Annotated in this window: 18 protein-coding genes; 4 read left to right on the top strand and 14 right to left on the bottom strand. The window is 59.1% G+C overall.

The window, feature by feature from the left end; translation table 11 throughout:
* The first annotated feature begins 53 nt into the window (after positions 1-53).
* Together ACP7CJ_RS08570 and arfB are read left to right on the top strand one after the other, a co-directional pair.
* Positions 54-1,475: an amino acid permease gene (locus ACP7CJ_RS08570; RefSeq protein WP_426100130.1), complete on the top strand. Its 1,422-nt coding sequence runs from the start codon at positions 54-56 to the stop codon at positions 1,473-1,475.
* A 110-nt stretch (positions 1,476-1,585) separates the two neighbouring features.
* Positions 1,586-1,999, top strand: a complete 414-nt coding sequence (gene arfB / locus ACP7CJ_RS08565; RefSeq protein ID WP_017847165.1) for an alternative ribosome rescue aminoacyl-tRNA hydrolase ArfB — start codon at positions 1,586-1,588, stop codon at positions 1,997-1,999.
* Here arfB and ACP7CJ_RS08560 read toward each other — a convergent pair.
* The 8 genes from ACP7CJ_RS08560 to ACP7CJ_RS08525 all read right to left on the bottom strand — a co-directional run bounded on the left by ACP7CJ_RS08560 (position 1,996) and on the right by ACP7CJ_RS08525 (position 7,350).
* Positions 1,996-3,192, bottom strand: a complete 1,197-nt coding sequence (locus ACP7CJ_RS08560) for an MFS transporter (RefSeq protein WP_276194590.1) — start codon at positions 3,190-3,192, stop codon at positions 1,996-1,998. The two genes, arfB and ACP7CJ_RS08560, sit on opposite strands and share 4 nt — an antisense overlap.
* Positions 3,193-3,295: 103 nt before the next feature.
* Entirely contained in the window at positions 3,296-3,478 is a 183-nt protein-coding gene (locus ACP7CJ_RS08555; protein ID WP_276194589.1) for a hypothetical protein, read from the bottom strand.
* Positions 3,479-3,842: 364 nt separating this feature from the next.
* Positions 3,843-4,154: an Mpo1-like protein gene (locus ACP7CJ_RS08550; RefSeq protein WP_426100129.1), complete on the bottom strand. Its 312-nt coding sequence runs from the start codon at positions 4,152-4,154 to the stop codon at positions 3,843-3,845.
* 71 nt (positions 4,155-4,225) lie between these two features.
* A complete protein-coding gene (locus tag ACP7CJ_RS08545; protein ID WP_426100128.1) occupies positions 4,226-5,467 on the bottom strand; it encodes an Arm DNA-binding domain-containing protein in 1,242 nt (413 codons plus the stop codon).
* 248 nt (positions 5,468-5,715) lie between these two features.
* Positions 5,716-6,459, bottom strand: coding sequence for a metallophosphoesterase (locus ACP7CJ_RS08540; RefSeq protein WP_426100127.1), 744 nt, complete (start codon positions 6,457-6,459; stop codon positions 5,716-5,718).
* A gap of 51 nt (positions 6,460-6,510) precedes the next feature.
* Entirely contained in the window at positions 6,511-6,834 is a 324-nt protein-coding gene (locus tag ACP7CJ_RS08535; RefSeq protein WP_426100126.1) for a hypothetical protein, read from the bottom strand.
* 49 nt (positions 6,835-6,883) lie between these two features.
* Entirely contained in the window at positions 6,884-7,162 is a 279-nt protein-coding gene (locus ACP7CJ_RS08530; protein WP_426100125.1) for an ead/Ea22-like family protein, read from the bottom strand.
* Positions 7,162-7,350: a hypothetical protein gene (locus tag ACP7CJ_RS08525; RefSeq protein WP_426100124.1), complete on the bottom strand. Its 189-nt coding sequence runs from the start codon at positions 7,348-7,350 to the stop codon at positions 7,162-7,164. The genes ACP7CJ_RS08530 and ACP7CJ_RS08525 overlap by 1 nt, the downstream gene beginning before the upstream one ends.
* A 138-nt stretch (positions 7,351-7,488) precedes the next feature.
* Between ACP7CJ_RS08525 and ACP7CJ_RS08520 the strand changes: the two genes are divergently transcribed.
* Positions 7,489-7,932, top strand: a complete 444-nt coding sequence (locus ACP7CJ_RS08520) for a hypothetical protein (RefSeq protein WP_426100123.1) — start codon at positions 7,489-7,491, stop codon at positions 7,930-7,932.
* Here the strand turns inward: ACP7CJ_RS08520 and ACP7CJ_RS08515 are convergent.
* On the bottom strand, positions 7,907-8,593 hold the full coding sequence (locus ACP7CJ_RS08515) for a hypothetical protein (RefSeq protein WP_426100122.1): 687 nt from the start codon (positions 8,591-8,593) through the stop codon (positions 7,907-7,909). The two genes, ACP7CJ_RS08520 and ACP7CJ_RS08515, sit on opposite strands and share 26 nt — an antisense overlap.
* 165 nt (positions 8,594-8,758) lie before the next feature.
* Between ACP7CJ_RS08515 and ACP7CJ_RS08510 the strand changes: the two genes are divergently transcribed.
* Positions 8,759-8,992, top strand: a complete 234-nt coding sequence (locus tag ACP7CJ_RS08510) for a hypothetical protein (RefSeq protein ID WP_426100121.1) — start codon at positions 8,759-8,761, stop codon at positions 8,990-8,992.
* A gap of 37 nt (positions 8,993-9,029) precedes the next feature.
* On the opposite strand, the gene ACP7CJ_RS08505 is transcribed toward ACP7CJ_RS08510, so the two are convergent.
* The 5 genes from ACP7CJ_RS08505 to ACP7CJ_RS08485 all read right to left on the bottom strand — a co-directional run bounded on the left by ACP7CJ_RS08505 (position 9,030) and on the right by ACP7CJ_RS08485 (position 12,668).
* Positions 9,030-9,353 (bottom strand): hypothetical protein, encoded by a 324-nt coding sequence (locus ACP7CJ_RS08505; RefSeq protein ID WP_426100120.1) that lies wholly within the window; start codon positions 9,351-9,353, stop codon positions 9,030-9,032.
* A gap of 250 nt (positions 9,354-9,603) precedes the next feature.
* Complete coding sequence (locus ACP7CJ_RS08500) at positions 9,604-10,071, bottom strand: single-stranded DNA-binding protein (RefSeq protein ID WP_426100119.1); 468 nt, start codon at positions 10,069-10,071, stop codon at positions 9,604-9,606.
* A gap of 9 nt (positions 10,072-10,080) precedes the next feature.
* On the bottom strand, positions 10,081-10,698 hold the full coding sequence (locus ACP7CJ_RS08495; RefSeq protein WP_426100118.1) for a lambda exonuclease family protein: 618 nt from the start codon (positions 10,696-10,698) through the stop codon (positions 10,081-10,083).
* Positions 10,682-11,464 (bottom strand): ERF family protein, encoded by a 783-nt coding sequence (locus ACP7CJ_RS08490; protein WP_426100117.1) that lies wholly within the window; start codon positions 11,462-11,464, stop codon positions 10,682-10,684. Before ACP7CJ_RS08490 ends, ACP7CJ_RS08495 begins: the two co-directional genes overlap by 17 nt.
* A 7-nt stretch (positions 11,465-11,471) precedes the next feature.
* Positions 11,472-12,668 carry a hypothetical protein gene (locus ACP7CJ_RS08485; RefSeq protein ID WP_426100116.1) on the bottom strand — a complete coding sequence of 399 codons (1,197 nt, stop codon included), beginning with the start codon at positions 12,666-12,668 and terminating at the stop codon, positions 11,472-11,474.
* Positions 12,669-12,875: the final 207 nt, after the last annotated feature.

Raw genomic sequence — 12,875 nt, 5'->3', positions numbered from 1 at the left:
TCAAGGCAGCAACCTGCATTCAACATTATCAAACCTTGCGTGAGAGCCTTTTCATGAGTGGACCCGATTCCTCTTCAGGCGAACTGAAACGTGGCCTGAAAAACCGTCATATCCAGTTGATCGCCCTCGGTGGTGCCATCGGCACCGGCCTGTTCCTGGGCTCGGCCGGGGTGCTCAAATCCGCCGGCCCGTCGATGATCCTGGGCTATGCCATCTGCGGCTTTATCGCCTTCATGATCATGCGCCAGCTCGGCGAAATGATCGTCGAAGAGCCGGTGGCCGGTTCCTTCAGCCACTTTGCCCACAAATACTGGGGCGGTTTCGCTGGCTTCCTGTCGGGCTGGAACTGCTGGATTCTGTACATCCTGGTGGGCATGTCGGAGCTGACGGCTGTCGGCAAATACGTGCATTACTGGTGGCCGGAGATCCCGACCTGGGTGTCAGCGGCGGCGTTTTTCGTGTTGATCAACCTGATCAACCTGGCCAACGTCAAAGTCTTCGGTGAGGCTGAATTCTGGTTTGCCATCATCAAGGTAGTGGCCATCGTCGGCATGATCGCCCTGGGCAGCTACCTGTTGGTCAGCGGCAGCGGCGGCCCGCAAGCCTCGGTGAGCAACCTGTGGGCACACGGCGGCTTCTTCCCCCACGGCGTGGGCGGGTTGGTGATGGCCATGGCGCTCATCATGTTCTCCTTCGGCGGCCTGGAAATGCTCGGCTTTACGGCGGCCGAAGCCGACCAGCCACGCACCGTGATCCCCAAGGCGATCAACCAGGTGATCTACCGCATCCTGATCTTCTACATCGGCGCCCTGGTGGTGCTGTTGTCGCTGACGCCGTGGGACAGCCTGTTGGTCTCCCTCAACGCATCCGGCGATGCCTACAGCGGTAGCCCGTTCGTGCAGGTGTTCTCGATGCTCGGCAGCAACACCGCCGCGCATATCCTCAACTTTGTGGTACTGACCGCCGCGCTGTCGGTGTACAACAGCGGCACCTACTGCAACAGCCGCATGCTGCTGGGCATGGCCGAGCAGGGCGACGCGCCGCGGGCGTTGGCGAAGATCGACAAGCGCGGCGTGCCGGTGCGTTCGATCCTCGCATCGGCGGCGATCACCCTGGTGGCGGTGCTGATGAATTACCTGATCCCGCAACATGCGCTGGAGCTGTTGATGTCGCTGGTGGTGGCCACGCTGGTGATCAACTGGGCGATGATCAGCTTCTCCCACTTCAAGTTCCGCCAGCACATGAACCGCACCGGCCAGGTGCCGTTGTTCAAGGCGCTGTGGTATCCGTATGGCAACTACGTCTGTCTGGCGTTCGTGGCGTTTATCCTGGTGATCATGTTGATGATTCCGGGGATTCAGGTCTCGGTGTATGCGATCCCGGTGTGGGTGGCGTTCATGGGGCTGTGTTACTGGATCAAGAACAAGCGCAGTGCGGATCAGCGCCCGGCGACGGTAATGCCGGCGGTGGAATGACCGTTCGATGCTGTCGAGCAAACCCGGCCCTGTGCCGGGTTTGTTGTTTGAAGGGATGGGCGGGGCGCATTCGCGTATCCTTGGGCTCCCCTTAGAGGAACCCGTTGCTCATGCTGGTGATTTCCAACAACGTGCACCTGCCCGACGCCGAGATCGAGCTGACCGCCATTCGCGCCCAGGGCGCCGGCGGGCAGAACGTCAACAAGGTGTCGAGCGCGGTGCATCTGCGCTTTGATATTCCGGCCTCGTCGTTGCCGGAATTCTACAAGGAACGTTTGCTGGCGCTGCGCGACAGTCGGATTACCAGCGACGGTGTGCTGGTGCTCAAGGCCCAGCAATACCGCACCCAGGAACAGAACCGCGCCGATGCGCTGGAACGCTTGGTGGAGTTGATCCTCAGCGCCACCAAGGTGGAGAAGAAACGCCGCCCGACCAAACCGACCCTGGGTTCGAAGAAACGCCGCCTGGAGTCCAAGACCAAGCGCGGCAGCATCAAGGCCGGGCGCGGCAAAGTCGACTTCTAGGCGTCGCGCGCCTTGCGGGCCATGGGCGCTTGCCGGTACAGGTAGACACTCAGCAGCAACCCGCCCAAGGCGGCGAGGGCGGCGAACAGGAAAATCGACGCAAAGCCAAAGCCGGCCGCCACGGCCCCGGCCAGCGGGCCGGTGATCCCCAGCGACAAGTCGATAAACAGCGAGTACGCACCCACCGCTGAACCCCGGCTGGATGCAGGCACCAGATTGACCGCCTCAACCCCCAGCGCCGGAAACACCAGGGAAAAGCCAAAGCCGCTCAACGCCGCGCCCGCCAGTGCCAACTGGGCATCCGGCGCCAGCCACAGCAACAGCAGGCCAAGCACCTCCACCGACAGGCAGGCAATCGCCACGCGAAAGCCGCCGATGCGGTTGATCAAATTGCCAAACAACAGGCGCGCGCCGATAAAACTGGCGCCGAACAGGCTCAGTGCCCACACCGCGTTATCCCAATGCTGGGTGGTGTAGTACAGAGTGATGAAGGTGGCGATGGTGCCAAAACCGATGGAGCCCAGCGCCAGTGCGCAACCATGGGGCAATACCCGGCCCAGCACGTTCATGAAGGGCAGGCGCACCCCTGCAACAATCGGTGCCGGCTCTTTACGCCAAGCCAGCAGCAGGCCCACCGCCGACAGCAGCAGGATACTCACGCCCATGCTCCACAAACCGAGGTGACTGACCAGCAGCACCCCCAACGGCGCGCCGACTGCCAGGGCGCCGTAGCTGGCGATGCCGTTCCACGAAATGACCTTCGCCGTATTCGCCGCACCCACCCGGCCAATGCCCCAGCCGATGGCGCCCGAACCCACCAGGCTTTCAGCACTGCCCAGCACCAGGCGACCGATGAGCAGGCTGCCCAGGCTCAGCGCCGGCAGGCTGGAAAACCACGCCGCGAGCAACATGAACACCCCACTCAGGCCGCAGCCCGCCAGGCCGATCAGCACAGCGCGCTTGCTACCCAGATTATCGATGATGCGCCCGGCATACGGGCGGCTCAGCAGGGTGGCCAGGTATTGCACACTGATCACCAGCCCGGCGATCACCGCGCCAAAGCCCAGTTCACTGTGGACATAGCCCGGCAACACGGCCAGGGGAATGCCGATATTCAGGTAGCCGATAAAGGTGAACAGCACGATGGAAACAACTTGCAGCGTGACCGCCATGGGGCGCTGGGTATCTGGCATGGGAAGGGTCCATTGTCGCAGCAGGTAAAGATAGGCTGCTAATGATACCGATGCTTTGGCCCGCGCAGGGCAGTAAAAAGTCAAAGCGCCACTCTAAACGGCGTCAGGACCGGGCGGGGGCGAGCATTTGCGTGGTGACCAGGGCGGCCAAGGCGTTTTCCTGGGTGCCGAAGCGCTTGAGCAGGAGGGCTTGTTTGTCCGCGCTGAGACGGTTCCAAACGTCGACCATCTGCAGGGCAGTGTCGAGTACGGCGGTGTCGGGGCGATCGGGGTGCTTATCGGTCATGGCGGGTATCTCGGGAAATTCAGGCAGTGTGGAAAGCGCTCAAAGCTGCGCTTTCCACACGGTCTGGTACAGCGTCAGTCCTGGCTTTTGCGGTCGACTGGTTTTGCTTCTTTGGCCTCAGGCTGCTTGGCGCTGGCCTGCTGCGGTGTTGGCTGCTCAGTTGGGTGCACGCTTGGGAAGGGGAGATTAGGTATCTCGTGCATCGTCGTCGCTCCTCGCAAAGTCTGTTTTTTTCAATCGCAGGTGATTCCGCGCTCTCAAAAAGCCTTGGCAGGATACAGCACTGTAAATGACAAAAAGACTTTTATATCGACGAATGGACAAACCTTCAGCGTTCAAGCGCAAGTGACAAGACGTCACACCGCTAGAACGGCACCTTCCCCAGGATCATGTCGCGGTACATCACGAAATCCCCCAGCAGGCTGTAGAGCGGATGTTGGAAGGTTGCCGGGCGGTTCTTTTCGAAGAAGAAGTGACCCACCCAGGCGAAGCCGTAGCCGGCGATGGGCACCGCGAGCAGCAGGCCGACGGCGCCTTTGCCCAGGGCATACGCCAAAAGCCCAATCACCAGCGTGGTGCCGATAAAGTGCAGGCGTCGGCAGGTGCTGTTGCCATGTTCCTTCAGGTAGTACGGGTAAAACTCGGCGAAGCTGTTGAATCGCTTGATGTTTTCCACGGTGGCGGGCCCTTTGATTGTTATGCCGTCGAACACTTGTTCGGCGGGGAGCTTATTTGAGTCTAGAGTGATCAGTGGTAACAGCCAGTGACATTAGATGCCACTTTAGTATCCTTGGTTGCGGTCGCGTAAATTGCGGCCTGTAGAGGTGATGTTGTCATAACCTTGGCATTAGCTCCGAAAAGAGCCTCTGCCTTGCTGCCTGCCCCGGTATCCGCCGACGGCATCCAGCGACCATAAATCCTTGCGATCATGGTCCAATCTTTGTGCCCCATCTGACTCGCCACCCACATCGGATGCTCTCCGGCAGAAAGCATCATTGACGCGTAGGTATGGCGAGTTTGGTACGGCCTGCGGTAGCGCACGCCTGACTTCTTCATCGCTGGAAGCCAAAGCAGCTTTCTAATGCGCCCAGACTCTTCCCATGGCTCGCCACTATGCGGGTTCAAAAATATCCTTCCCCCCGCCAAAAATGTCAGAGCCTTCTGCTGCGTCAGAGCATCCAGGGCAGGCTTCAACAATTTCACCGTCCGACGGCCGCTCGCGGTTTTCGGTGTCTCCGGCGAATTCGCTGCTCGCGTTTTGGCGCGAACAATGCGAACCGATCCGCCAATCCAATCTACATCCCCCCACTCCAAGGCAATAAGCTCGCTCGGGCGAAGGCCCGTCCAGAACGAGAAGATCATCTGTGCGCGCTGATCCCGTGGTGTCGCAGCCAGAAGGGCTTCCTGCTCTTCGACGGTGAACGGATCGACATCATCGTCCTCCTTTAGCTCTTCCCTGTTCTTGTAGTTCCACCCGACCATCGGATTGATCTCCAATATCTCGTCTTCTACCGCATCATCAAGAGATGACCGCAAACAGCTCTGCAGGTTGGTCATCGTCTTGTTTCCGGCTTTGTACTGCGAAAGTCTGTCCCTGACGTGCTTTCGGGAAAGCTCTCCCAATGAAAGGTGGCCGAACATCGGTATCAGCCGCCCGGCGATCATCTCCCGGTAATGCTCGGCGGTGCTGGATTTGAGCTGAGCCTTTTTCTTGTCCAGCCACTCAATCAGGTACACGCCCAGATTCTGCCGATCCTCCGGCGTTTTGAAAGCCATGGCCTTCTTTGAATTTGGGAATGTCTTGGCGTAATCAAATGTGCCGCCGAGGATGGCGTGCTCAATTGCTGCCTTATGTAGCTCGGCCTTTTTCAGGTTAGCGGCGGTGGGCTTGAGCTGGACCCTCTCCCGGCACCGGACGCCCTGGTATTGGAATGTGATCTCGATACTACTTGCAGACGCGGCGCGGACGCCTCCCCCATCTCTACCCATGAGTAATACCCCTCAACATCTATAAGTACCCGGCCGTCTGGCGCTTTCTTCCAGACGGCGTGCTTCGGCCAAATGCCGTCACGGATTTTGGTTCGGATGGCATCTGGTGTATAGCCAGACTCTCGCGAGAATTGCTCGACGGTCTTGTATCTGACTGGCCCGCTCATAGCTCGCTCCCACAGCCCATTCCGGGCCATGCTGAATTGATGGTCATTTGGTGTCCTTGCCGCGCTGGGCGGCAGAAGGGGTTATTCCCAGTCGGGACTAAGTTTCAGTGGGGTTCCGGGGATACATTCAAGCGTTGCCAGATTAAGCAGCGTGAAGTAGCCGTTTCCGTCAGCCATCCAGCCGCCCGTGTCGATGTGATGCACATTGCCCAGCACCATCGGCTGACGAAGCGGGGTATGCCCGACGACCACAGCGCGCATATCGCTGACCGGCGTCATGTCGCGATTCTCGGCACGGGACCGGGACCACATGCAGGTGTTCTGGACCAGCTTCAAGCGCTTGTTGCTCTGCGGCGCCTCCAGTTCGGCGCGCAACTGATCCCATGACGGGAAAGGGCAATCCGCATGCAGGATGCCGATCAGGCCGCCGGCCGTCTCGACCTCGATGGCGATAGGGATATCGCGGAACTGCGTCGCGAACTCACGTTGCTCATCCCATGCCAGGCCAGCGAACCATGAGCCGCCGTTGTAGACCCAGTTGTCGACGTCGCAGGTATCGAAGCGCACCACGTAGTCGTCATGGTTGCCGCGAACGGGGTGAAACCAAGGCTTGGCAAGCCAGTCGATCACGGCGCGACACTCGGGCCCGCGATCAACCAGATCGCCAACGCTGAATAGCCGGTCAACAACAGGGTCGAACCCTGCCGCATCGAGCGCAACCTGAAGCCTGGTGAAGTGCCCGTGAATATCGCCAACTGCGAAATCCCGGCCAGCAGTGTTTGCGGCGAAGCGCTTCACGCGCGACACCTCGATAGTTTCGAACATGCAGGAATACCTCGCCCGCCGCTCACCGGCAGACATGTAGGGGGATTGGGGTTAGGGAAGCGTGCTGCCGATTTGTGCTGCTACGACGGTGATTGCCTGGCGGAGCGCGCCACCTCGATCCGCGTCGTCGGTCCAGCCGATGTTCTCGCCGAAGCCGCGCCGCTCGACCATCACGTATTGCAGGTTGGTGAACCAGAGGACGCTGAGCTGAAGCACGACCGCTACGCGCAAGGCCTGGGCATCATCGCTGAGTGGGTTCCATTGCTCCCGGCCTGAGTCTGGATCGTCGTAGTAGAAGGCATCGCTCCCGCGCCGATACTCCAGCTCGAAGCCTATGGCCTTGGCTGACAGCTTTAACAGCTCATGGTCCGTCATGGCCTTGGCCCTCGGTAGATGAACACGTAGACGAACCAGAGGGTGGCGATCATAGTAGGTGTGCTCCTGCTTCAAGTAGACCGTCGCGGTCTTCGCGCAGGTTGTCTCTTTCCTTGCGCAACGCTTCGTTCTCGGCGATCAGGGCCAGGACTGTGGCAGGGTTGGCGGCGGCTATGAAGCGCGCTGTAGGGCAGTCTCCATGCTCTTCGAAGGTTTCGCACACGGTCTCACAGTCATGGTTAACGACCTGCTTGATTCCGCCATGCTGGTACCACGGTCCTTCTGGTGCGGCCTCAGCCATCCGCTTCAGTTCGGTGTAGTCGGCCATCAACATTCACTCCAGTTCATGGCCTGGATGTATTCGCACGGAACCACCAGTGCGTCCGGCGGTAGGGTGTTTTCGATCCTGGCATCGCCGAAATAGCCTATGGCAGCCTTGGTGCGCTCAAGCGCCAGCTGGGCATGGCCGCCGAGTATTCCGCCACCAGAGCCTGCGAAAAGAGCCAGCTCATTCATTTATCCTCCGTGCAGCCGACAACCTCGCCGGCTGGCGTGATTCGTTGATATGGGGTATTACGGGTGACCGGCATGGAGCCGGCACCGAGTATGAGAAAATCTCAACGCGCAAAATGAGCGGATTTAGAAGGGATACATATGCGAACCACTTGGCTAGAGCGCCTGTCTGTTGGGGCTTCCAGCGGCTTTTTTATTGGCGGGGCGTGGGCAGGATTTACAAACGATCCTGCCTGGCTGAATCGGTGCGGATCATTAATCATCGTCGTCGGGGTAGCAGTAGCTGCCTTCAAGCTAAAAGATATTCTTCATCAGCAAATTTCCGATTTTCGAGCGAAAAATGAGGCGGCTCAGCTTAAGCAGCTGTATGACGCCTATGAAAAGTTTTGGGGAGGGCCTCTTGATCCGGCTTTCAAGGAAAAATTAACCGCGAAAGTCAAAGCGGAGACCGAGCGTACTTTCCTGGACTACATCAACCGTCGAGTCGATCGGGTGAGGCGCGTCGAGATCACGCTGTTGATCTTTGGAACCCTGACTAATGGTTTCGGTGACTGGGCAATCAAACAGGTCCAGTCTGTTCTCTGACCTCGGCACGCGAGGTGTGGCTGGAGCTGGTAGCGGATTGCTCAGCAATGAAGTAGTCCCAGGCTGCTTTATCGCCGTGGGCCACATACCATTTCAGTTCTGTGCTTTCTTCGGTGTCAGTAACAGAACCGCCGTACTTGGCGCCAGGGAAAGTGAATAGCCCTTTGTTGCCGCACCACGGGTATCCGCCGGTGAACTCGGTGAAAGTGACACCGGGGCGCTCTGCTGCTACCCGAACCTTGAATTTTTCAAATCTGGCATTGCGGGCCGCGACCTCGGCTTCGTGCCCGGTCTTACAGTCCGCAGAGCAGTAGACCGCGCGACCATCGAACACCAGGTCCAGTGCAATATCGGTTTCGGTCTCTTCATCCCAATAGCTGGCATCACTGTCGCACCTGGCGCCGCAATGGTTACAGCCGAACCACCAGCCGGCGTCGATGTAAGCCTTCGCCGTAATAAAGCGCTGGCCGGCATATTGGTCAGCCCAATGAGCGCGACGGCAGGACACCGCGCCGAAGTCTGTGCCAATCTCATCCGCACCCTGGCGTCGAGCCGCTGCGTTCGAGGTGGCGAACTGGATATTGGATTCTTCGGGGTCGTTGGTCTCTACGGAGTAGGCCAGCACCTTACGCGATGCCGGATCGACTTTAGGCTTGCTCATGGATTATCTCCAGTCAGGCGCCGCCCTCCGTTACCGGATGCGACAGTAGTGTGGGATTCAATAGAGAAGGTGAACCAGTTGGCAGAATGCAGGTCCACCGAACACGAGGATTGGTAATCAGAGCCTGTCAGGCTTCATCATCATAAAAATAATATGGAGGGGGCCATGAGCTGCCTGATTTGCGCCGGAAGCGCTGAAAACATCCTGGTTGGTGGCGACTTTGAAGAGCGCGACTGCCCTTCATGCGGCCATTATCGAATTTCCAGAGCACTGGTTTTAACGCTCATGGAGCAGGGCCAGATTTTCGATGTGAATAAAATGCGGGATTGGCTGGCTGAAAAGCGCAAGCTCGTCGATATTCCTGCCATTGAAATCCATGAGGTACTGCTCGTTCCCTGAGATTTGTCCGAAAGGAATCAATGGCGGGCCCGGCTTATCAGTTCGGCTCGATGATCTCGTCGCCCGGGTCTTTCTGGATCGCGAGTAGGCTTTTATTGCGAAATTCCCGCGCCACGTTTTCGGATATCTTGAATTCGTGGCGCGGCGGATCAAGTAGGGCTCTGGACTTGGCGCCCAGCGCGTGCAGGTGATGAATCATCAGTGTCATCGCCTCGCCCTGCTCAGTAATGCCTGACCACTCCATCAGGTCGGCCAGGGCCTGGCGGGTGCCGGGGCGAACCCTGAGCCTCAATTCCTCTTCGGCAAGTGCCACACGCTTCCTGGCAGTTTTGGCAGACCGCTCCTGTACTGATTTGGCCATGGCCTACCTCTTCTATTCCGCTGGCCGGCAGTGCGAGCCATGTTTGGTGTCTTCGCTGCTGGACCACACGCTTGACCTTGCTCATGGGTGGCACACCTCCATCAGTCGGAAGCGCGCACCTGTGTAAGGTCTGGCAAGCAAGCGTTGCCTGGGTACCGAGTAAACCGCCCAGGCTTGCTTACTGCATGCGGCCATCATCGCGGCGTATTTGATGACGCTGAGTGCGTCGGCAGATTCGCGAGCGTGCATGTCAGGCGCCGTTGAGGTGGTGGTGAGGGGCGAACGGGATGTCGTCGTCGAAGCTGTCGAAGTCCCGAGCAGCGCCTTGCTGGCTTTTTTGCGGCGCCGACTGTTGCTGGCGTGGCTGCTGGCGTGGCTGCGGCGCACTCTCGGCCTGCGGCGGCGGTCCTGCGAACTTGATCACGATGACCCTGCCAGTTAGCTTGAATCCCTCGCCTCCTGCAGTCTTGGTGAAAGTCTCGACGTGCGCGTCGTCGATAGTGAAGTGGATCTGCTGCCCCTTGATCAGGTACGGCGCCAAGGCTTCGGCCTGCTTGCCCCAGAGCGTGGCATCGATCCACTGGGTAGGCTTCTTGTTGTCAGCACCTTTGCGGCCGTACTCGCAGGCGATTGCCAGATTGATGACTGCGGTGCTGTCTGGTGTGTAGCGAAGCTCTGCGTCACGACCAATACGGCCGACGTCGGTAAGTGTTGGCATGGGATGTCCTTAAGCTGCGATGCCGAGCACGCGATTCATGCGCTCGTCGAGGATTTCGTAGAAGGTTTTGGTGCGCTCGGCGAGCTTCCGGATCATTGCCTCGTCGCGATAGGCTCGTTTGACGAACAGTGGCATGCCCGGCCAGTAGCTCACGAAGTCGATCCACTCGCGCTCCGAGACCCAAAGTCCGCCCTGGCACTGGGCGATGTGGTCTTTCGGTATTTCGTTGGAGAGGATCACGCCGACTTGGAATTTCGGCAGTTTCGTCTTGATCTCGCACAAGCCGTCTTCATCGATCAGTGAGTCTGGCGAGTAGCCGACGCCGTGGTTCAGGATGATCCCGACCTGGCTGGTGGTTACTCCCGTCTGCGACTCAAAGAGCTGTCGGCCGACGCCTTCCAGTTCGTGTCCGCGCTCGGTGTGGCGATTGCCCTGGAAGGGGTCAGCGGCTTCGCCAGTGATGCGCTCGCCGATGAGTGTGTCCATGTAGGTGAATGCGCCCGCGCCGAACCCGGCCTCACCCTTGCCGTTGACCAGAAGACTGTCCAGCTCGGAACAGGTCACGATACCCAGACGAAGATCCAGCCACTCCTGGGTGCCTTGCTCGACGTTACTGATTATCTTCATTGCCTTTGTCCTCGGTGGGCTTACTGTTTTGGGTGGCGGACTTCGTGAGCATTGCGAGCACCTGGTCAAACAACGATTTCTCAACCGATGCCGGGGTGCCGTGCATTTTTTTGAATGCGTCCTTGGCTTTGTCGCTGCACTTTTCCAGCAGCATGGCGAGCTGGGCGGCCTGGGCAGAAGTGACGCGTGGTGTTACCTGGGCAGCCGGGCCGTTGCCGTCGTCGTCTTCACCAGTAGTGGTGATGTTCAGCAGTAGGCCGGCGGTGTACCGCTTGCCATAGCTGACACTTGAGGCCACTGCCTGCACGCCGTTTTTGCTGCCGGAGGCGTCCACCGGCAAGACGATCGATGTCACCTCACGGTGACCGGCGCGATGACTGAGCACGCCTTCAACTTCAATGCCTCGCTCATTGCGCGGAGTGCGGAAGGTGATGGCGAAGCCGTACTTGGCCATCGCCGGCTTGATCATTTCGTTCACGTCCTCCCAGAGCGCGTAGGTGCTTTGGATACGACCATTCTTGTCCTTGATGCCGCCGCGCTCGCCGATAACGGGCATTTCTTCCTGCAGTTGGGCCAGGGCATTGTCGTATTGCTGCTTGGCCTGCTGTGCCTGGAAGCGCTCATGCATCAGCATCAAGCGCTCCATCTTGTCGATGTCAGCGTCGGGGCTCATGGCCACTTGCTGGATGATCGCCATGATGGTGGCTGATTCGGCTTGAACGGCCGGCACGCGCTCGACGTTTTCTGTCAGTGCAAGATTGCTCATGGCGACCTCAGAAGGAGATTGTGACGTTAGGAATTAAGCCTTTGCGGATCAGGTTGATCACGGCGACGGCCTGAGCTTCGGGAATGCCTGCGCTCATTACCGCCTCTTTCGCAGATTTGAGTACGGCGGTTTTATGTGCGATGTCGGCTTCACGAGCAGCGGCTTGGCGATTTATCTCGTCAGCGGCTGCATTGGCTCGGGCGATCTCAGCCAATCTGGCGCGCTCGGCAGCTTCGACCTGACGTGCTTCCGAGTCGATTCGCTCTTGATCAGCGCGTTGCTCTGCGGCGATTCGGTCAGTGTCGGCCTGAGCCATCGCTTGCTGGTGCCGGCGCTCGTCGTCGATCTTCTGTTGAGCGGCGCGCTGCTCTGATTCGATCTTGTCCCGATCGGCCTGGGCTGCGGCGCGCTCGGATTGCTCGGCGGCAAGCCTCAGCTCCAGCTCCCGGCGATCCGCTGCGGCCCTGGCGTCTGCCTCACGCTTGATTGCAGCATCGCGCTCAGCTTGGGCGCGCTGATCAGCCTCAGTACGGGCCTTTTCAGCGGCGGCGCGAGCAATCTCTGCTTCGCGGTCGCGCTGGTTCTGGGCTTCTGCTTCGGCGCGCAGCCTTACCAGTTCGACTTGCTCAGCCTCGTATTGCTGGCGGGCAGCGAGAGCGGTGCGCAGCTTGGTCAGTGTCGACTCCTTGGCCCGTGCGGCTTCGGTTTCGAACTCCTCCCACTGGTCACCCATCTGAATGGCTTCAACCGATGCGATGGACTCCAGCAGGACGGCAGCGTTGACGTCGGAGAGGTCGAGACAGAAGTCATGAATGACCTGGACCGAATCTACATGCCGATCCTTGCGGGCTTGCTCAGCTGTCTCCCAGTCGGTCAACGGCTTACGCACCTCCTCCTGCCATGTGCTTAACAGGTCACGAACACGCTTGCGCTCAGCGTCGATTCTCTTCGGGACATCCTTTAGCTCGGCGACAAGCTCTTTGCCCAGGTTATCCAGTTTCGTTTTTGATCCCGCGAGGTCGTAAGCAATGGAGCGATACGCGGCCTGGCCTTTCTTGGTTTTCACGTCAGGAGCCGAGGCGTTGAACTTGTCGATTTCTTCCCGGACGCTTTGTAGGTACGGGTCGAGGCCGTTGGGGGCGCTGAATACTGCCAGGGCTACTTCTTTAGCTGGCAGGATCGCCAGTTGTTGTTCTGCGGACATGAGGATGCTCCCGCGCCATCCTTGCGGGGCGCTGTGTGGCGTTTGTTATTGGGTGATTCGATCAGCTAGGGCGCTGAGCAACATCAGGAAGGTGAAGAGGGCGAGGACAGAGAAAGAGCCGCGCCAGATGAGAGCTCTTCTGGCTCTTTGTTTGGCGCTCATCTGAAGTCCTTCGTTTCTATTCCAAGGCGAATATCCAGATCTAAT

It is taken from the genome of Pseudomonas sp. PSPC3-2 (genome assembly GCF_049897085.1).
Taxonomy (GTDB): Bacteria; Pseudomonadota; Gammaproteobacteria; order Pseudomonadales; family Pseudomonadaceae; genus Aquipseudomonas; species Aquipseudomonas paraveronii.
This window is presented reverse-complemented; position numbering and strand designations above follow the sequence as displayed.